The 20,652-nt window shown below is 54.1% G+C and carries 14 protein-coding genes and 1 riboswitch; of the genes, 3 read left to right on the top strand and 11 right to left on the bottom strand.

Annotation, left to right across the window (positions count from 1 at the left end; translation table 11 throughout):
- Positions 1-82: 82 nt before the first annotated feature.
- From ACQGQ5_RS12465 to ACQGQ5_RS12445, 5 genes are all read right to left on the bottom strand, one after another.
- Positions 83-1,441 carry an MATE family efflux transporter gene (locus tag ACQGQ5_RS12465; RefSeq protein ID WP_455736827.1) on the bottom strand — a complete coding sequence of 453 codons (1,359 nt, stop codon included), beginning with the start codon at positions 1,439-1,441 and terminating at the stop codon, positions 83-85.
- Positions 1,442-1,661: 220 nt separating this feature from the next.
- A complete protein-coding gene (locus ACQGQ5_RS12460) occupies positions 1,662-2,183 on the bottom strand; it encodes a type 1 glutamine amidotransferase domain-containing protein (RefSeq protein ID WP_455736826.1) in 522 nt (173 codons plus the stop codon).
- An 82-nt stretch (positions 2,184-2,265) separates the two neighbouring features.
- A complete protein-coding gene (locus ACQGQ5_RS12455; protein WP_455736825.1) occupies positions 2,266-3,426 on the bottom strand; it encodes an ABC transporter permease in 1,161 nt (386 codons plus the stop codon).
- Positions 3,413-4,552, bottom strand: a complete 1,140-nt coding sequence (locus tag ACQGQ5_RS12450) for an ABC transporter permease (protein WP_455736824.1) — start codon at positions 4,550-4,552, stop codon at positions 3,413-3,415. The genes ACQGQ5_RS12455 and ACQGQ5_RS12450 overlap by 14 nt, the downstream gene beginning before the upstream one ends.
- Positions 4,553-4,563: 11 nt before the next feature.
- Entirely contained in the window at positions 4,564-5,496 is a 933-nt protein-coding gene (locus ACQGQ5_RS12445; protein ID WP_455736823.1) for an ATP-binding cassette domain-containing protein, read from the bottom strand.
- Between the two features lie 196 nt (positions 5,497-5,692).
- Between ACQGQ5_RS12445 and ACQGQ5_RS12440 the strand changes: the two genes are divergently transcribed.
- From ACQGQ5_RS12440 to ileS, 3 genes are all read left to right on the top strand, one after another.
- Positions 5,693-6,760, top strand: coding sequence for a sensor histidine kinase (locus ACQGQ5_RS12440; RefSeq protein WP_455736822.1), 1,068 nt, complete (start codon positions 5,693-5,695; stop codon positions 6,758-6,760).
- The gene (locus tag ACQGQ5_RS12435; RefSeq protein ID WP_455736863.1) at positions 6,760-7,380 is read left to right on the top strand and encodes a response regulator; all 621 of its coding nucleotides are present in this window, start codon (positions 6,760-6,762) and stop codon (positions 7,378-7,380) included. The genes ACQGQ5_RS12440 and ACQGQ5_RS12435 overlap by 1 nt, the downstream gene beginning before the upstream one ends.
- Positions 7,381-7,791: 411 nt before the next feature.
- Positions 7,792-10,914 (top strand): isoleucine--tRNA ligase, encoded by a 3,123-nt coding sequence (gene ileS / locus ACQGQ5_RS12430; RefSeq protein WP_455736821.1) that lies wholly within the window; start codon positions 7,792-7,794, stop codon positions 10,912-10,914.
- A gap of 189 nt (positions 10,915-11,103) precedes the next feature.
- On the opposite strand, the gene ade is transcribed toward ileS, so the two are convergent.
- The 6 genes from ade to ACQGQ5_RS12400 all read right to left on the bottom strand — a co-directional run bounded on the left by ade (position 11,104) and on the right by ACQGQ5_RS12400 (position 20,530).
- Positions 11,104-12,900, bottom strand: a complete 1,797-nt coding sequence (gene ade, locus ACQGQ5_RS12425) for an adenine deaminase (protein ID WP_455736820.1) — start codon at positions 12,898-12,900, stop codon at positions 11,104-11,106.
- A 140-nt stretch (positions 12,901-13,040) separates the two neighbouring features.
- On the bottom strand, positions 13,041-13,580 hold the full coding sequence (locus tag ACQGQ5_RS12420; RefSeq protein WP_455736819.1) for an inorganic diphosphatase: 540 nt from the start codon (positions 13,578-13,580) through the stop codon (positions 13,041-13,043).
- Positions 13,581-13,643: 63 nt separating this feature from the next.
- A riboswitch (Fluoride riboswitch) is annotated at positions 13,644-13,717 on the bottom strand.
- A gap of 43 nt (positions 13,718-13,760) precedes the next feature.
- Positions 13,761-16,031 carry a sensor domain-containing diguanylate cyclase gene (locus ACQGQ5_RS12415; RefSeq protein WP_455736818.1) on the bottom strand — a complete coding sequence of 757 codons (2,271 nt, stop codon included), beginning with the start codon at positions 16,029-16,031 and terminating at the stop codon, positions 13,761-13,763.
- 566 nt (positions 16,032-16,597) lie between these two features.
- Positions 16,598-19,249 (bottom strand): cation-translocating P-type ATPase, encoded by a 2,652-nt coding sequence (locus ACQGQ5_RS12410; protein WP_455736817.1) that lies wholly within the window; start codon positions 19,247-19,249, stop codon positions 16,598-16,600.
- Positions 19,250-19,524: 275 nt separating this feature from the next.
- Entirely contained in the window at positions 19,525-19,986 is a 462-nt protein-coding gene (locus ACQGQ5_RS12405; protein WP_455736816.1) for a MarR family winged helix-turn-helix transcriptional regulator, read from the bottom strand.
- 1 nt (position 19,987) lies between these two features.
- The gene (locus ACQGQ5_RS12400) at positions 19,988-20,530 is read right to left on the bottom strand and encodes a glutathione peroxidase (protein ID WP_455736815.1); all 543 of its coding nucleotides are present in this window, start codon (positions 20,528-20,530) and stop codon (positions 19,988-19,990) included.
- Between the last annotated feature and the right edge of the window lie 122 nt (positions 20,531-20,652).

Raw genomic sequence — 20,652 nt, 5'->3', positions numbered from 1 at the left:
CTTACGGCGGACAAAGCGCCGCATTGGCAGTTCCAATACGGCGCTTATTACAATCCGAAGGATGGAAAACGATGTCGGGGGGCTAACGCAGCACGGAGGACCATTTTACCCGCAGGATCAGGATAATGGAGATGACCGCGGCGGCATAATTGGAAAACAGGTTGCCCCAGAAAACGGAATAGAACTGCAGTGTCTGCTCCGTGGCCAGAATAAAAAGATACCGCAAAAGCCAGATGCGCAAGACCCCCAGCACCAGCGGCACGCCGGTCCGGCCAAGGCCGATAAACGCGCCCTGCACCGCCATACAGACGCCGAAGCCCACCACGGAATAGGTATAGATATGCAGCGCCCTGTTGGCTATTTCCAGCACGTCCGCCCTCTGCGTGAACAAAACCGTGAGAAAGGGGGACAGCGGTACGATCAGGCCGATGACGGCGACAGCCGTTACCGCGCTGGCTACGCACCCGATCAGGCAGGAGCGCTTCGCTTTGTCCGGCTGCTCCGCCCCGATATTCAGGCTGACCATGGTCGTTACGGCCGAGCCGAAGGCCGCCGGCAGGTTGAAGCAGACGGCGGTAATATTGTTGGCGATGCCCTGCCCGTTTAAGACCACCGCGCCGTATTTCTGGGTTTCGTTATTAATAAGGAAAAATCCCAGATTCAGCATCAGGCTGGTAAGCATGGCGGGGACCCCCACCTTGAAAAGCTGGGAAAGCAGCCGTTTGTCAAACCGGAATCCCTTCAGGCTGAGCTTGTCCTCCCCTTTCCTGACAAACAGCTCATAGAACATCCAGCCGCAGATCAGGAAGTTGGCGCAGAACGAGGACAGCACGCAGCCGACTACCTCCAGCCGCAGCCAGACGACGAATATGATATTAAAAATAATTTTCAGGAGGAGCATGAGCAGCATGCGGATAAAGGTAGCCTCCGGTTTCCCGGTAGCGTTTTTGATCGCGTTGTAGATGCTCTCCAAAAAGGAAAAGGGAAGAACAAACGCATAAAGGCTGATATACAGCATGACATTGTGCGATATTTCGGGATCCACATTGGCCGAAATCGGAAACGCCACCAGCGCGGACAGGGGCGCGATACAAAAGCCCATGGTAAAGGCAAACACGACGATCTGCGCGGAAATGCTCCGCACCCGGTCAAAATCGCCGTGACCGTTCGCCTGGCCGATAATGGCCATCGCCGCCACGCTCAGCCCCTGGGCCAGCGCCGTCATCATGTTGATGACGGGTTCGCTGTAGGTGACCGCGCTCGCGACCAGCGTTCCCGCCGCATTATTGATAAAGAGTCCGTCCGTCAGCGGCATCAGGGACTGTATGACGCTCATCATCAGCGTTGGCAGTGACAGCATCATCAAGGTCTTCAATATGTTTCCGTGCAGAATCAGATCCCGCCGCTGCTCGGTGCTCTGATGTAAAAATTCAAGTTTCAATCTAAACTAAACCCGCTTTCTGTCTGTGAGTTTTTATTGTAACATGATGAAATCGGGTTTTCAAGACAGAAATTCCTTCTTTTCGCGTTTCTTCGGGAAAATTTGAACCGCCGCGCGAAAAAGAAGCCGCGCCGGGTATTTCTTCCAAAACGGAAGCCATACCGGGCACGGCCGGGTTAGATGGTGAAAGCACCCCGTCTGCCGCCCTGCGTACGCAGCGTCACTGTTTTTCGAGCAGCTCGATGAACGCCTTCATATATTCCGGCAAATCCGGCGGGCGGCGGCTGGAAACGATATTGCCGTCCACAACCACCGGAAGGTCGTACCAGACGGCCCCGGCATGAATCAGGTCATCCTTGATGCCCGGAGTGCTCGTGACCTTTTTCCCCTGCAGGATATCCGCGGAAGCCAGGACCCACCCCGCGTGGCAGATATGCCCGATGGGCTTTTTCCGCCGGTCCATCGAGCGGACCATTTCCAGAACCTCCGGAAAACGCCTTAATTTGTCCGGCGCCCAGCCGCCGGGTACCAGAAGCGCGTCGTAATCCTCAATGCGGATATCCCCGAACGCATAATCGGAAACCGCCGGAACACCGTATTTGCCGACATACTTTTGGTTTGCCCTTTCGCCGGCCAGATGGACGGTGACGCCCGCTTCCCGGAGCCTCAGCACCGGATACCACAGCTCCAGATCCTCAAAATCGTCCGAAATCAGGCAAACGGCTTTCAAGTCCTTTTTCATGGAAATTCCCTCCTTTTTCTGCTGTTTAGATTGATTATAATATTACGGCCCGGATTTATCAATAAGGAAAATCAGCGGCTTTTTAAGAACCCATTCTCTTTTTCTTCCCCACGACCATGGAAACCGCGAAAAACGCGACCGCGAAGCCCGCCTCGATCAGCATGGCGACATAGACTTCGGAAAGGCTGGAGAAGCTGAAACTGGCCAGTGAAGAAATCTGATTATTCGCTTTGACATACCAGTAGGTCGGGGTAAAGCTGGCGATTTTCAAAACGGTGGAATTCAGGAATTCCTGCGGCACAAATACTCCGCTGATAAAGCAGGGGCCAAGGGTAACAACGTTGCAGACCGCCGAAATCGCTCCGCGATTTTTCAGCAGATTGCCAATGAGAAAGCTGACGCCGGACATGCTGAGCGTAAACACAAAGGAGTTCAAAACCAGATAAACCATATTGCGGGTCATGATGTGCCCGTGATCCAACAGGAAGCAGAAGCCGACCATGACCGCCCAGCAGACAACGGTAAAAATCAGGTTCGCAAGAATAAACTGGAAATTGATCTTTCCCGCGCTTTGGGGAGAACAGAAATTCCTGCGGCTCAGATCCCGGTCGTTGAACACCAGCATGATGGCGGAGATGCCCAGAACGAGAACGGAAGAAAGCGCATAGGCAAGGTAATTGAAGTAATCCTCGGAAAAGCCGTCGGTATCCGGCCGCGCATCTGTTTTCATCGCGACGGGGGTATTGATTTCCATATCCGTTTTCAAATGCCGGACCATGTCTTCCTGCGTAATACCGGGCACCGTTTTTACATAGAGCGCCGCCGTGTTGAAATACTGGTTGATATTTAAATCGATATAGGCGTTGCTGACGGAATTCGGCACGGTGGTTTTCCCGATCCGTACGTCTTCTCCCCGCATGAAGCTTTGGGTAAAACCTTTTGGGATGCGGAGAATATAACTGACGGAACGGAAGAAAAGCGCGTCCTGAAGCTTTTCCGTTTCGTCCGGAACCTCCACGAAGCTGGCTGTTTTGGCGAGCTCGGCCCGAAAGCCGTCAATCAGGGGACTGTCTTCTTCGCTGAGAAAGACGATGTTGGTTTTTTCCTGGGAAAAACCGGCTTCCCGCACTTTTGAGCTGTTCAGCGAGAGAAGCGTGGAGACGGCAAGAAAAACGACTACATAGATCATCATGGAGGGCAGATTTTTTCGAATAATTTTCATACAGAGTTTAAAGACTGGCATATTTCTGCCTCCTTATTAGGAAATACGACCCCGAACAGAACAGAAGCACAAACACGCCGACCATCGCCATATTCCACCCGTACCGGGTCATGACGTCGTAATAGTACAGGGAATAAAAGGCGTCCGTAAGCAGGTTCACCGGATTCAGGTAAGAGAGAACCGGCGCGTTCTGCGCGACGATATACTTCATCTCCTCGAACATCATTCCCGCCAGAAACGAACCGCTCATGCTGACCGCCAGCAGAACCGCGACCTTGACTCCCTCCCCCTTCTTTACCAGCGCGCTGACAAAGGCGCCGAAGGAAACGCCTAAAACGCTGCCGGCAAAGGTTGTCAGAAGGACAAAAAACGTTTTTGAACCAAAGTCGATTTTCAGCCCGAAATACAGATAGGCGAGAAGCACCAGCATTTCCGCGAAATGGAGCAGGATCGCCGCGCACATGTTGTACAGAAAGATTTTCAGCTTGTGGACCGGGGCCACGTTGACGCGCGCCGCCCGCTGGGAAAGATCGGCCTGAATATCCGTCACTTCCTTCAGTCCCCAGAAACCGCCGTACAGGCAGCTCATGGCGATCAGGGAGTAAAAATAATTGAGCACATTGTTCGGCTTTGCGCTGCTTCCGGAAACCTCCCGGGTGTATTCCCCGCGGTCGGAAACAGCCTCGAGCAGCCCGTCTTTAATGGAAGCGGGGTTCTCCCTGACAATCGAGGTCACCGCAGAGGACGTCTGGCTGTAGCTGTTCAGGAAAGCCCGGACAATGTTCTGACTGAGGCCCGATTCCCGGACCGTCATCCCAATCGTTGTATCCACCGTAACGTACGCCTTGATTTTCCCGTCGTCAAGCAGCTTTTCCGCCTTTTCCCCGTCGGTTTTTGTCAGGTTGAAAATCCGGTCTTCCCCTTGGGAGACTTCCTCCAGCACCGACTGAAAATCCTTGCTCTGTCGGTACCGGTCGTTGTCCACCACGGCGATATCGATGGGATGAAAGGCTTCCGTATTGTTCAGATTGGACAAAGCCATATTGAAGAAGGTGGCAAGCAGCAGCGGGAAAAGCAGGGTCCAGAACATCATCTGCCTGTCGCGGGTCAGGCATTTCAGCCTTGCCGTGAAAAGATGCTGAAACATTCTTCTCCCCCCTAATCCCTGAGCTGTTTTCCGGTGATTTCCAGAAACACGTCGTTGAGGGTGGGCAGCTCGGAATAAATCTTCCCGAAGGTGATCTCATTCTTTTTGAGAAAATCCAGTACGGCTTCCAGATTGTTCTGCCCTTTCCCGGACTTTACGATCAGCAGATGATCGCGGTACTCGGCGGAAACGATATTCGGAAGCTTTTTCAGGGCGGCCAGATGTTCTTTGCTGAAGGAGAAGGTCTCGACCGTGATTTTCTCCCCGAGCGTGATCATATCCTTCAGCTCTTCCTTGGTGCCGTCGGCGATCATCCTTCCCTTATCCAGAATCATGATTCTGGTACAGATCTGTTCCACTTCCTCCATATAATGGGAAGTATAGACGATGGTGGCGCCTTCCTTGTTCAGCCGCACAATGCCTTCCAGAATATTGTTCCGGCTCTGGGGATCGACCGCCACCGTCGGCTCGTCCAGAATGATCAGCTTTGGCCGGTGCGCGATTCCGCAGGCGATGTTCAGCCGGCGAAGCAGGCCGCCGCTCAGTTTTTTGGGGTAAAACTTCCGGAAATCGTTCAGTCCTACAAAATCGACGGCGTCTTCCACCAGCTTTTTTCTTTTTGCTTTGTCCGGGACATACAGCCCGCAGAAGTAATCGATGTTCTCGTACACCGTCAGTTCCTCGAACACGGCGACATTCTGCATGATGATTCCAATGTCCCGTTTGATGTCGTATGCGTCCGGCGCCATGGGCCGGTCAAAAATTTCAATTTCGCCCTTGTCGTATTTTAAAAGGGATAAAATACAGTTGATGGCCGTCGTCTTTCCGGAGCCGTTCGGCCCGAGCAGCCCGAATATTTCCCCTTCCTTCACTTTCAGCGAAAGGTGATCCAGCGCGACCAGGTCGCCGTATCTTTTCACCAGATTGTTCACACTGATAATCATAAGCGGAGCCTCCTTGTTTTCATGCTCCTATTTTAGCGCATAATAACGGGGATGGTCAGTGCCGCCTGTCAGCGTTTGATATGACGGATGTCATGTTCTTCCGTGATCCCCGTAAATTGCGATTGTGAACCGGAAAGAAAGATGGTACTATAAAGAAAACGACGGGCTGCCCGAAAGATAGGAGGAGTTGACCGCAATGATTTTCGTCGATAAGATCATCCTTCTGATCTGCTGCTTTATCCTTTACCTGTGCGAGCCCGGTTTCGGCGCAAGCGTGGTGCCGGTACTGACCGCCGTTGTTTTCACGTGCTTTTTAAGCTATTTTGAAAAACCGGTTTTTCGGGCCGTGCTGACCGGCGGATTTATCGCGGCAAGCGTGTTCCTTCCCGGGTTGACCATATTTCTGCCGCTGATCTGCTACGATCTGCTGTTTGAAAGATTCCAGTTTCTCTGTCTGACCGCGCTGGTCCCGCTCTTGTTCCTCTGGCAGAGCGCGGACGCTGCCGTCAGCGCGGCAGCGTCCGTGCTTGCCCTGTTCTGCGTATTGCTGAAACACCGTACCGCCCGGCTGGAAAAGCTGAGAGCGGATTACAACGAGCTGCGCGACACCGCAAGGGAAATGACGCTCCGGCTGAACCAGCAGAACAGCGACCTGCTGGAAAAGCAGGATTATGAAATCAGCATCGCCACGTTGAACGAGCGCAACCGCATCGCGCGGGAAATTCACGATAACGTAGGGCATCTGCTGTCCAGCTCGCTGCTGCAGGTCGGCGCGCTGCTCGCCGTCAACAGGGACGAAAAGGGGAAGGAAAACCTGCTGGCGGTAAAAGACACCCTGACGCGGGCCATGGAAAGCATCCGCTCCAGCGTACACAACCTGTACGACGAGTCCATCGACCTGTACGGGCAGCTGGAAGAGCTGACGCATAAATTCACTTTCTGTGAGCTGAGTCTGGACTACGACATCCGCAGCAACCCGGACATCCGGCTGAAATACGCGTTCCTCTCCATTGTAAAGGAAGCGCTGGCAAACATTATCCGGCACTCCGACGCAAGCCGGGCGAGCATCACCTGCCGGGAGCATCCCGCGCTTTATCAACTGATTATAGAAGACAACGGGACCGTGAAAGATTACGACGCGGGAAGCGGGATCGGCCTGAAAAACATCACCGACCGGGTGGACGCTTTCCACGGAAACATCAACATCACGACCGATCACGGCTTTAGAATTTTTATCACCATCCCGAAGGAGGCGGCAAATTGATAAGAGTACTGATTGTAGACGATGACAGGCTCGTTTCCAGCTCGCTCAAAACCATTCTGGAAGCGGACGGCGATATCGAGGTGGTCGGGACGGGCTCCAGCGGAAGTCAGGCGATCGAGCTGTACGGCGAGTGCAGGCCGGACATCCTGCTGATGGATATCCGCATGGACGGGATGACCGGCATAGAGGTGGCCGAAATTCTGCTGAAACGGGACCCCGACGCGAAAATCCTGTTTTTGACCACCTTTTCCGACGATGATTACATCATCAAGGCGCTGCGGATCGGCGCGAAGGGCTATCTTTTAAAACAGAATTTCGAGAGCATCGTGCCTTCCATCAAGACGGTCGCGATTGGGCAGCGGGTGTTCGGGGATGAAATCATCACCAGAATCCCCGCCATGCTCAGCAGCGGCACGAGGGACGATTTCAAGGAATTCGGCCTGAGTGAAAAAGAGACGGAAATCATCACACAGGTCGCGAACGGCCTTTCCAATAAAGAGATCGCGGAAACCCTGTTTTTGAGCGAGGGAACCGTGCGCAATTACATCAGCGTCATCCTCGAAAAACTGGAACTCCGCGACAGAACGCAGCTTGCCATTTTCTATTATAAGCATTCCTGACTTTCCGTTTTCTCCGCATTGCTCCAGGCGGCGGTGCCGGTAGCCGGACTTTCCTTCCGCACACGATAGCTTTCGATTTTTTGCGTGTGGAAGGGAGGGTGAGGATATTTGACTTTTTTTGATTCCTGTGCTATGATTAATTTCTGAAAATATGATAAAAACGTTGAAAGAGACAGTAGGATTCAGACAAAAAGCAAAGCGAGCCGGTGACAGTGAGAGTCCGGCCTGAGTCGTTTGTTTCCGAACATCACTCCTGAGTTCCAGGCTGAAAGAGTTCGTCGACTAAGCTTTGGCGGGTTTCCCCCGTTACCGGGAACACATATGACAGTATGCAGCAATAGGTGGTATAACGAAGCGAAGCCTTCGTCCTGTTCTCAGGGCGGAGGTTTTTTATTTTGGGAGGTTTCAGCAATGTACGACAAGGTTCCCGCAAATTTAAACTTTGTAGAACGCGAAAAGAAGATCGAAAAGTTCTGGGAAGAAAACAAAATCTTCGAGAAGAGCATCGACAGCCGCAAAAACGGAAAAACCTATATGTTTTACGACGGTCCGCCGACCGCGAACGGCAAGCCCCACATCGGCCATGTCCTGACAAGGGTCATCAAGGATATGATTCCCCGCTACCGGACGATGAAGGGCTATCAGGTCCCCCGGAAGGCCGGCTGGGACACGCACGGGCTTCCCGTGGAGCTGGAGGTGGAAAAATTCCTTCACCTGGACGGCAAGGATCAGATCGAGCAGTACGGGCTGGAACCCTTCATCAAGCAGTGCCGCGAAAGCGTGTGGAAATACAAGGGCATGTGGGAGGATTTCTCCCGGACCGTCGGCTTCTGGGCGGACATGGAGCACCCTTACGTGACCTATGAAAACGATTATATTGAGTCCGAATGGTGGGCACTGAAGCAGATCTGGGAAAAGGGCCTTCTGTACAAGGGCTTTAAGATCGTCCCCTACTGCCCGCGGTGCGGGACTCCCCTTTCCAGCCACGAGGTGGCCCAGGGGTACAAGGACGTCAAGGAAAAATCCGCGATCGCGAAATTCCGGGTAAAGGGCGAGGACGCCTTTATTCTGGCGTGGACAACCACCCCCTGGACGCTGCCGTCCAACGTGGCCCTGTGTGTGAATCCCGACGAAAGCTACGTGAAGGTGAAAACGGCGGACGCCGTCTATTACCTGGCGGAGGCCCTTGCCCCCAAGGTGCTGGGGGAAGAATACACCGTGCTGGAAACGTATGTCGGAAAAGACCTGGAATATAAGGAATACGAGCCGCTCTTTGACTTTGTAAAACCGGACAAAAAGTGCTGGTACGTCACCTGCGACCGCTACGTTACGCTGACGGACGGCACCGGCGTGGTCCATATCGCGCCCGCCTTCGGCGAGGACGACGCGAATGTCGGCCGCAAATACGGCCTGCCCTTCGTACAGCTGGTGGACGGAAAGGGCGAGATGACCAGGGAGACCCTCTGGCCGGGCATGTTCTGCAAGGACGCCGACAAGGAGATCCTGAAAAACCTGAACCAGCGCGGGCTTCTGTTTGCCGCGCCCGCTTTTGAGCACAGCTATCCGTTCTGCTGGCGCTGCGACACCCCGCTGATCTATTACGCCAGGGATTCCTGGTTCATCAAGATGACGGCGGTCAAGGACGATCTGATCCGCAACAACAATACCATCCACTGGATTCCGGAAAGCATCGGCAAGGGCCGCTTCGGCGACTGGCTGGAAAACGTGCAGGACTGGGGCATCAGCCGCAACCGCTACTGGGGCACCCCGCTGAACATCTGGGAGTGCGAGTGCGGGCACAAGCACTCTGTCGGCAGCATTGAGGAGCTGAAAGCCATGTCCCCCAACTGCCCCGAGAATATTGAGCTGCACCGGCCGTATATCGACGCGGTGACCATCACCTGCCCGAAATGCGGCAAACAGATGAAACGCGTGCCGGAGGTGATCGACTGCTGGTTCGACTCCGGTTCCATGCCGTTCGCGCAGCATCACTATCCGTTTGAGAATCAGGAGCTTTTCCATCAGCAGTTCCCCGCCGACTTCATTTCCGAGGCGGTGGACCAGACAAGAGGATGGTTCTATTCCCTTCTTGCGATTTCCACCTTGATTTTCAACAAGGCCCCGTATAAAAACGTCCTCGTCCTCGGCCATGTGCAGGACGAGAACGGGCAGAAGATGTCCAAATCCAAAGGCAACGCGGTCGATCCGTTCGAGGCGCTGGAAACCTACGGCGCGGACGCGATCCGCTGGTACTTCTACAGCAATTCCGCCCCCTGGCTCCCGAACCGTTTCCACGGCAAGGCCGTGACGGAGGGCCAGCGCAAATTCATGGGGACGCTGTGGAACACCTATGCTTTCTTCGTACTGTACGCCAATATCGACGAATTCGACGCCGCCAAATACACGCTGGACCGCGGCAGCCTGACCGTCATGGACAAATGGCTGCTGTCCCGCCTGAACACCTCTGTGAAAGCCATCGACGGCCATCTGGAGAACTACCGGATTCCGGAGGCGGCGCGTGCGCTTCAGGATTTCGTCGACGAAATGAGCAACTGGTATGTCAGAAGAAGCCGCGAGCGCTTCTGGGTCAAAGGGATGCCGCAGGACAAGATCAACGCCTACATGACGCTGTATACCGCGCTCGTCACCATAGCGAAAACGGCGTCTCCCATGATTCCGTTTATGACGGAGGATATTTACCGCAATCTGGTCTGTAAAATCGACCCCTCCGCGCCGGAAAGCGTCCATCTCTGCGATTTTCCGAGCGTCGACGAATCCCTGATCGACAAAGAGCTGGAAGAAAACATGGAGCTGGTGCTCGACATCGTCGTGCTGGGCCGCGCGGCGCGAAATACCGCCAACATCAAGAACCGCCAGCCGATCGCGAAAATGTATGTCCGTTCGGAAAAGCCGCTGAGCGAATTCTACCGGACCATCATCCGCGACGAGCTGAACAGCAAGGAAATCCTGTTTACCGAAGACGTCTCGGACTTCACCTCCTACCACTTCAAGCCGCAGCTTAGAATTCTGGGGCAGAAATACGGCAGGAAGATCGGCGAAATCCGCACCGCGCTCGCCGGACTCAACGGAAGCGCGGCGAAGAAGGAGCTCGACGCCAACGGCGCCCTGACCCTCGCCCTTTCGGACGGGGAGATCTCCCTGACCCCCGAGGAACTGCTGATAGAAACCGCGCAGGCGGAAAATTACGTTTCCATGGCGGACAACGGAATCACGGTGGTCATCGACACCCATCTGACGGAAGCCCTGATCGAAGAGGGCTTCGTCCGCGAGATCATCAGCAAGATCCAGACCATGCGCAAGGACGCGGGCTTTGACGTGACCGACCATATCGTCGTCTATGAAAAGGGAAACGACCGGATCGCGAAAATCATTTCCGACAATCTCGCCTCCATTCAGAACGACGTGCTGGCCGAAGAAGTCAGGCTGGACGAAATGGCGGGCTTCGCCAAGGAATGGGACCTGAACGGCGAAACCGTCGAGCTGGGCGTTCAGAAAACTGGCGCGGTAAAATAGGATTCCGGAGCAATAAAGCTGAAACGGGCTGCCGCAAAACTTTCGTTTTGCGGCAGCCCGTTCGTTGTATAAGGAAATCGCCGGAGCACTTTCACTTGAAATGTTTTCTCCCCACCCCTGACCCTTCCGGTTTTTGCTTGCTCTGTGTGCGGGAAGGGGGGGATAGGATGTTCCCACGGCAGACATCTGTTATTCTTCCACAAAGAGCGGAGTAAACCGGAATTCCGTACAGTCCACCAGCCCCCTGTCGGTCAGGCGCAGTTCGGGCAGGCAGGCAAGCGGGATCAGCGCCATGGTCATAAAGGGAGAAACCATGCCGCACCCGATCTTTTCCCACGCCTCGCTCAGCTTTCCGACGATTTCAGCCATTTCCTCCACCGGCTTGTCGTTCATCAGGCCGGCGATCGGGAGCGGAACCGTCCCCAGAACCCTGCCGTTCTGTACGGCGGTCATTCCCCCGCCGCACGCGATCAGCGTATTGGCGGCCAGCGCCATGTCCTCGTCGTTGGTGCCGATCACCAGCAGGTTGTGCGCGTCATGCGCCACGGTGGAAGCCATGGCCCCGCACCGGATACCAAACCCTTTGACAAAGCCGAATCCGGCCTTTCCCGTTTCATGGTGCCGCTCAAAGACCGCCGTTTTCAGGACATCCTGTTCGACGTCGGAACCGACCCGCCCGTTTTCCACCCTGAGCGAAACATGCCGTTCGTAGGAACCGACCCTGGCGGGGATCACTTCAATGACGCGGGCGGTCACCCGTTCGCCCTTCGCGGGAATGGCAAAGGACTCCGGCGTAATGGGATTTTTGATATGCATGGATTCCGTCGCCCACTTCGGGTAATGATAGGGCGGGAGTTTTTCGGTAAGCTTTCCGTTTTCCGCCGCAACGGCACCGTTGATCAGCACCCGCGTAACGTCCAGCCTGTCCAGGCTGCCGATAAAAACGATATCCGCGCATTTCCCGGGCGTAATGGACCCCAGCTCGTGGTCCATCTGAAAGCACTGGGCGCAGTTGATGGTGACCATCTGAATGGCGGTCATGACATCGATTCCCTCTTCCACCGCGCGGCGGACGATGTGGTCCAGATGCCCCTGATTCAGCAGGGTGTGCGGATGGGTATCGTCGGAAATCAGCACCCCGAACCGGGTGTCAATTTTATTTTCGGTAATGCTCTTCGCCACCTCATGAAGGTCTCGCCACGCCGAACCTTCCCGCAGCATGGCGTACATGCCGAGCCGCATCTTCGCCAGCGCGTCCTGCGCGCGGGTGGACTCGTGGCAGCAGCGCACGCCGGAGGCAATATAGGCGTTCAGCCCGCGCCCCGTCTCCGGCATGGAGTAATGACCGGTCACGATCCTGCCCGCCCTGAGCGTTTCGGCGATCTCGCCGTGCATCTGCGGGTCCGAGTTCAGCACGCCCGGGAAATTCATCAGTTCCCCAAGGCCCACCACGCTGTCCCACCGCATGGTCTTTGCGATCTCCGCCGGGCCGATGGAGGAGCCGGTATCTTCAAAGCCGGGAACGGCGGGAACACAGGCCGGTGTGGTGACCATCGTTTTCAGCGGGGTCCTTTTGGAGTCCTCGATCATGCAGGAAACCCCGTCCAGCCCGAGGACGTTGCAGATTTCATGCGGGTCCATATAGATTCCCACCGTGCCGTGAGGAATGACCGCCCGCGCGTATTCCCCCACGCTCATCATGGAGGATTCCACATGCATATGCCCGTCCAAAAATCCGGGGGCGATATACTGGCCGGCTGCGTCCAGGACGGTTGTACCTTCTCCGATACAGTGCTTCGCGTCGCCGACAAGGGCGATCCTGCCGCAGGAAATGGCCACATCGGTATCCGGCAGGATTTCCCCGGTACAGACATTCACCAGTCTGGCGTTGATAATCACGGTTTCCGCCGGAACGGCGCCCTGCGCGATCGCGGCAAGCGTCCTGCCGGATTCCCACAGCGGAGAAGTACAAAACTTGTTAATCATCACAGCACCCCTTTACATGTTTTTCATTCTATATTAAACGTCATCAAAATGCCTGTCAAGCATCTTTTACTGCCGCAAAATAAAAAAGGCGCCCCGCAGCGGCCGGAAGCCGCCGGAGCGCCCGTTTCCGACAGGGGAGATCAGGCGTTGGCACCGCCGAATTTTTCCGTGTAAGCGTCGATGCTTTCCTGTATGATCCGTTTCGCGTCCTGCACTCCGCGGATGTAGTCCACCGCCGTGGCCTTGCCCTCCAGTTCCTTATACACCGCAAAAAAGTGAATCATTTCGTCAAAAATATGCGGGGGCAGCTCGTCGATGTTCCGGTATTCGTTGAAGGTCGGGTCGCCGAACGGGATCGCGATGATCTTGTCGTCCACAAAGCCCCCGTCCTCCATGGAGATCACCCCGATGGGGTAACAGCGCACCAGAGAAAGCGGCTGAATGTCCTCGGAGCAGAGCACCAGCACGTCCAGCGGATCGTGATCCGCCGCGTAGGTACGCGGAATAAAACCGTAATTCGCCGGATAATGCGCGGAAGTGTACAGGATACGGTCCATGGAAAGAAAGCCGGATTCCTTATCCAGCTCATATTTCGTCTTGCAGCCCTTGGGAATTTCAATCACCGCGAAAAAGCTGTCCGCATGAATTCTGTCCTGAGAAATCTCGTGCCAAATATTCAAAAAAAGTCCCTCCTGCATCTTGAATTTTCTGATTTGCAAATAAAAAAGCCGACAACCCGCTGTGATATCACAGAAGTCATCAGCTTAAAAAGCAATTTTAGCGTTTGCTACGGGAGAACTTCATTCCCGGTTTTTATTATAGCACAATACAAAACATCCTGTCAATAAACAGAGGGGTTCTCATTCCTGCGCAAACCATCGGACGCAGTCGCGCCCTTCGTTTTTCGCCAGGTACATCGCCTTGTCCGCGCGATTGATCAGGTCGTACAGGTTCACCCGCTCCTCTTTCCCTTTTGCGACGCCGATACTGACCGTCACGTGAATACGGTCGTTGCCCTCAAAGGAATAGCTGCAGCTTCTGATTTCCCCGTTCAGCTTTTCCGCCAGCAGGCTGACGTCCGCCTGTTCCATGTCCCTGAGGAAAATGAGGAATTCCTCGCCGCCGTACCGCCCTACCACTGCGCTGGCCGGGATACACCGTTTGCAGATATTCGCGATGTTTTTAATGATTTTATCGCCGAACAGATGGCCGTATGTATCGTTGACGGCCTTGAAAAAATCGATGTCCAGCATCATTGCGTAAAAATCGCAGCCGGCTTCTTTGGCTGAAATATATTCCATAATGCCGAGCTTCATCAGCTGCCTTCGGTTGTAAATACCGCTCAGCTCGTCATACAGGGCCAATTCTTTGATTTTTTCATAGGATTTTACGTTTTGAAGCGCCAAAATCGACTGCTCCGTATAGATATCCACCAGCTCCAGGTCTCCGGCAGAAATCTCCCTGCTTTTGCTGACAATCATTTTTATAACGGAGAACAGCTTATGATTATAGTAAAGAGGCTTTGCGATCAGGACTTTTCCGTCTCTGTCCCGGCTGTAAAGATCGTGTACGCAAATTTTTCCGCCGCCGTTTCGGTTCTCGGGCTGATTTTGATCCCTGAGGGCGATCCTCCCGGAATACCTGCGGCAGACCACCTTTTCGTGATTCAGTTTGGTCACGATATAACCCAGGTTCTCGTTCACCCGCAAAACCATGACGGCGCTTTCAAATTCGATAATCTGATACAGATTTTCCAGAATGCTGACCAGAAGGCCCTCGGTTTCCAAAGTGGAGACCATCGCTCTCAGTCCGTTGTTGAGTTTTTCCGTAACGCTCCTTTGCTTCATCGCGTATTCCAGCTTCAGGTTTTTGATCCCGACCTCATTGGCCAGCTTTTCGTTCAGCAGGGTGCTTTCCCTGAATCTTCCCACCTGCAGGAAGACCTGAATGAACGTGACGACGAGCATTGCGATCGGAGTGTAATAAAGGTTTATCACGGTAAGCCCGTTATTTTTCAGGATATCCACAATGGACAGGAAAAACAGGAGCAGAACGCTCAAAAGGTTGATTTCGGCGTTTTCGTATTTTTTTCTCATTGCGCGCACCAGCGTCACAAGGCAGTTGGCGACGGCGACGGGAATCATCGCTTCCAGCAAAACAACCGGATACAGCATATACCGGGCCGGAAGGAAAACGCCCACAAAAACAATGGCGGACACCGCCGCTCCGCTGGCACGCATAAACCTTCTGCTCGACAGTTCCTGATACTGATAGTAAAAAAACAGGCACATCAGCTGGATCACCAGGAAATTGACCAGATACAGCTTGGTGTTGAATTGAAAATTGATGCCGGGGAAAATCTTATTGAAATAGCACTCGCCGTACAGCAGCGGGCGCAGGGAGATAGCCGCCGCAAAAAGCGCCAGACAGATGTGGGCCTTGTCGTGAGAACGCACAAAATACAGCAGAAAGAAAAACACCGACATCACAAACAGGGACGAAAAGAGAAAGGTGTCCATAAACAAGCCCTGATCGCCCAGCCGCTGGATCTGCTGCTGGGTTCCCACCAAAATGGGAATCGTCAGGCCCGAACGGAAATAATCGAAGTTGGAAACCTCTATCAGAATTTCCGTGTCTTCCCGCTGCGTCTGAAAGAAAACAGACTGCGTCGTCCACTGCGGTCTGGATTCCGCCGCGGTTTTCCCGACCCGGCCGCTTTCGAAACGCGCGTTTCCGTCGATCCACAGCCGATAGGAAGAACCGATCTGGGGAAACTTCACCCCAAGGCAAAGGCCCTTCGGCGCTTTCAGAACCACCCGGTAGACGGCGTATCCCTCCTGTGAATAGGGTTTATTGTCCGCATCACGGTACGCCGTCCAGTTTGCGGGAACCGGAACAAGCTGTTTGTTGTCCGCATCCGTTATCCTCCCCCGGGGGCTCACCTGCCGTCCCCAGTAAAACTCCCAAACCCCGGTCATCGGAACAGGTGAGGAAAGGCCGGCGGCGCCGATATCCAAAACGCCGTTCGAAACAGCGTTCCCCTGCCGGCCGGTCCCCGAAACAACCGAAACCAGAGTCAGGCAGAAGGATACAATCAGCAGCCCGTCGGCAAATTTGATAAACCTTTTCATGGATACCCCCCAAAAACACATGGGAACCGCCGGCAGGCGCCCGGCCGAAAATCGATCCGCATGGTTTTCGCCGTTACGGCGCCCGGTCGGTATCATCGCAAATACTCCCATACACCCTGTGTTATATGTACTTTAAAAGTACCTATATTTTAGCACAGATTTCTTTCAATAACCAGATTGGGCCCCAAATTTATTGTCAAAACTTTTTGTTTTCCAGTAATATTCCGGCACAGGCCGGAATGCAGAAATGCGAAAAAAAGAAAAGGGACGGAAATCCCATTCGGAATTTCCGCCCCTCCAAGCTCGTATTTAATTGTCAAAACTTGAGAATCAATGAGTTCAGCCAAACTTATCCTTGGGTCTTCATAAAGGCGTTACTGCACGGATCATGATAGGTTCCCAGACTGATCTGTTCAACTTAACCATCTCCCAGTATTCATGATTAAATCTTTGCTTGCCAATCTTTTTTCGTTTAAAAGGGTACTGATCCGTTAAGAATCATTCAATGTACCCAGAACTTATTATGTGCTCCCGATTCGTTTTTATTCCGCCGTACCGAAGAGAAATCAATTCCCATAAGTGGAATTTTTTGCGAATTTTCTTTGGAACACTTTCACGATTTCCACAATCGGAATTACTGAGAAAGCAAGCAGCAGCGCGACTGAATACTCCAGCAGGGAGATTTCTTCAAACTGGAAGGCAAACGCCAGAGCAGGGATATAGATCACGGCCGTGGTCAGCAGCAGCGACACGAGCATGGCGCCGATCAGGTATCCGTTCTGCTTCTTCATGCTGAAAATCGAATGGCGCTGGGAACGCATGTTGAAGGAATGGAAAATCTCCGCCATCGACATGGTCAGAAAAGCCATGGTCATGCCGTCGGCGCTGTTGGTGATTTCCCAGGCCCCGGATTCGAGAAAATGGCCGATGAAATACGCGGACAGGGTGACAACCGTGACCAGAACCCCCTGATAGGCGACGTCCGTGCCGAGTCCTCCGGCAAAAATGCCGTCGCGGGGATTGCGTGGACTGCGCCGCATGAGGTCCTTTTCCCCCTCCTCCATCCCGAGTGCCAGGGCCGGGAAGCAGTCGGTAATCAGGTTGATCCAGAGCAGGTGCACCGGCTTCAGAATGACAAAGCCCAGAAGGGTGGCGACAAAAATGGAAAGCACTTCGCTCAGGTTGGAAGCCAGCAGAAACTGAATGGCCTTCCGGATATTGTCGTAGATTCTTCTGCCCTCCTCCACCGCGGAAACGATGGTGGCGAAGTTGTCGTCCGCAAGCACCATGTCCGCCACGTTTTTGGTGACGTCCGTGCCCGTAATTCCCATGCCCACGCCGATATCGGCGCTTTTGATCGACGGGGCGTCGTTGACGCCGTCGCCGGTCATGGCGGTAATCATCCCGTTGGTTTTCCATGCGTTGACAATACGGACCTTATGCTCCGGCTGGACTCTGGCGTAAACGGAATAATTCCCGATGGTATCCTTCAGCTCGTCGTCGCTGATTTCGTCCAGCCGGGCGCCGGTAATCGCCTGCGACTCGTCCGTGATGATCCCCAGCTGGGTCGCAATGGCCACCGCCGTATCGCGGTGATCGCCCGTGATCATGACCGGACGGATGCCGGCCTCCCTGCACTCCTGAATCGCGTCCACAACCTCGGGACGGATGGGGTCGATCATTCCGGTCAGGCCGATCAGGGTCAGGCCGTTTTCCAGATCGGACGGCTCAAAGGAAGCGGGCATGCCGTCATATTTCTTAAATGCCGCGCAGAGCACGCGCAGGGCCTTGCCCGCCATCGCCTTGTTCTGCGTGTGGATTTCCCCGCGCAGGCCCTCCGTCATCGGCACGGCCTGGCCGTTTTTGAGGACATGGGTGCATTTTTTGATGACCTCGTCCGGGGCGCCCTTCGTGTACTGGATATAGCTTCCGTCAGCGAGAGAATGAACGGTGGACATCATTTTGCGCATGGAATCGAACGGCGCTTCGCCGACGCGCGGATTGGTCTTTTTCAGCTCGTTTTTATCGAGCTTCAGGCTGGCGGCGTAGCTGACAAGCGCCGCTTCCGTCGGTTCCCCGGTGACTTCGCCGTCTTTGCCCAGCTCGGCGTCGCTGCACAGGGCCATTGCGGTGGCAAGCAGCGGCTCGTCTTCCGAGTAATGCTCCACGACGGTCATTTTGTTCTGTGTCAGCGTGCCGGTTTTATCGGAACAGATCACCTGCGCGCAGCCGAGCGTTTCCACCGCCGTCAGCTTCCGGATGACGGCGTTTCGTTTGGACATGTTGGTAACGCCGATGGAGAGCACGATCGTCACGACGGTTGCGAGCCCCTCGGGAATCGCCGCGACGGCAAGGCTGACCGCGACCATGAAGGTGTTCAGCACGACCTGGCCGCTGAAATCTCCCGATTTAATCAGGCTGAACGCAAAGATGAAAATACAGATGCCGATGACCAGACGGCTCAGGATTTTGCTGAGCTGATTCAGCTTGATCTGGAGCGGGGTAACGCTGTCCTTCGCGTTTGCGAGCGCGTCGGCGATTTTTCCCATTTCGGTATCCATGCCGGTCGCGACGACCACCGCTTTTCCGCGGCCGTAAACGACGGTGCTGCCCATGTACGCCATATTTTTGCGGTCGCCGAGCGGCACTTCCTTCTCTTTTTTCAGCGTCAGCGCCTGAATGATCTTGTTGACCGGCACCGACTCGCCCGTCAGGGCGGCCTCCTCGATTTTTACGCTTGCGCTTTCAATCATGCGGCAGTCGGCCGGGACGGCGTCGCCCGCTTCCAGCAGAACCACGTCGCCGGTGACCAGGTCTTCGCTTTTCATCGTCACGACGCTGCCGCCGCGCAGGACCTTCGAGGTCGCGGCGGACATTTCCTGCAGCGCTTCAATCGCTTTTTCCGCCTTGCTTTCCTGATAGACGCCAAGCACCGCGTTGATCAGGACGACGATCATAATGATGAAGACATCCGCAAAGGATTCGTGCGCGTAAAACGCGGTAATACCCGAAATGACCGCGGCGACGATCAGGATGATGGTCATCGGGTCGCCGAGCTGCTGGACAAACCGCCTCAGTACGGAAACCTTTTTGCCTTCGGCCAGCTTGTTCTTTCCGTCGCGCTGCAAACGGGAATCCGCGTCGGCCTGTGACAGGCCCTGCGGGCTGCTTTGGACCTGCTCAAGGACCTGGTCCAAATCTGCTAAATAGTACTTCATGCGTAATTTCTTCCTCTCATTCATTCAACTGATGATTATGATATGTATTATGATAAAAAAAACTCATGTACAGCCCATACAAAGCTATACATGAGTCTTGTTCATTAAGGCAAGCCAGACCGGAACCGGCCATGCTGTTGACTTGACACACGCGGCGGACCGCATGCAAACTACTCCCTCAGGAAATATTGTTTTTGTGTCTTTTTATCATATCATCTCTCAGGCGCTCTGTCAACAGGATTTCATCGGCAAACACCTATAAAAAACTCAGGGCCTTAAGCATCGGTGTCCTTCCGTACGGCCCGGATGTTCCCGAGAAGCTGAGAAAGCATTTCCTTAAGGCGAAGGGCTTCTTCCGGAGCAAGGCCCGTAGAGCAGAACATTTTCCGAGGAAGGTCCAGAAAATATCCTTTCAGGCTTCTTCCCTTTTCCGTCAGACAAACCTGTACGCTCCGCTCGTCGCGGGCGCTGCGCACACGTTCGACAAGCCCCTGCTTTTCCAGCTTTTTCAGAAGCGGGGTCAGGGTGCCTGAATCCAGAAGCAGCCGGCTTCCCAGCTCCGACACGCTGAGCTTGTCCTTTTCCCACAGCACCAGCAAAGTGATGTACTGCGTATACGTAAGGCCGTACGGTTCGAGGTACGGCTTATAAAGGCGGATCACTTCCTTTGAGCACGCGTAAAGCGCAAAACAAAGCTGGCTGTCGAGCTTTAACAGATCGTCGGGACGCGCATCCAAATTACAGGCACTCCTTAATTGCGGATTCCATGTCCTTAGGCGTCGTCGTCGGTTCAAAACGTCCGGCAATGTTTCCTTCCCTGTCGATCAGGAATTTTGTAAAATTCCATTTGATGGAGCTGTCGCTGAACTCTTTTCCGTATTTCGTTTTCAGCATCAGTTCCAGCGTCCTGCTTTTTACGCCCTTTCCAAAGCCTTCAAAGGTTGTGTGGCCGGTCAGGTAGCGGAAAACCGGGTCCGCGTTTTCCCCGCGAACGTCAATTTTCACCGAAAGCGGAAAAGTAACCCCATACCGCAGCTTACAGAATTCCTGTACCTCGCTGTTTGTTCCCGGCTCCTGCTCCGCAAACTGATTGCAGGGGAAACCGATTACCGTAAGACCCTGTTCGCGATAGGTCTGATAAAGCTTTTCCAGACCTTCGTACTGCGGAGTAAAGCCGCACTTGCTTGCCGTATTGACGAGAAGCAGCACCTTGCCTTTTAATTCTGAAAGCGGAACGGTCTTTCCCTCCATCGTCTGAATGGAATAATCATAAATCGTCATAAAGGATCACCTTTCAAATTGTATTTTTTACAATTCTATTGTATGCAATTTAATTTACTTTGTCAAGAGTTAAATTTTTCATTGCAGACGGGGATATCCGCCGGGATGATTCGGGACGCCGG

The sequence above is a fragment of the Caproiciproducens sp. genome (genome assembly GCF_053840905.1).
The sequence above is the reverse complement of the archived record's forward strand: the minus strand, read 5'-3'. Positions and strand labels throughout refer to the sequence as shown.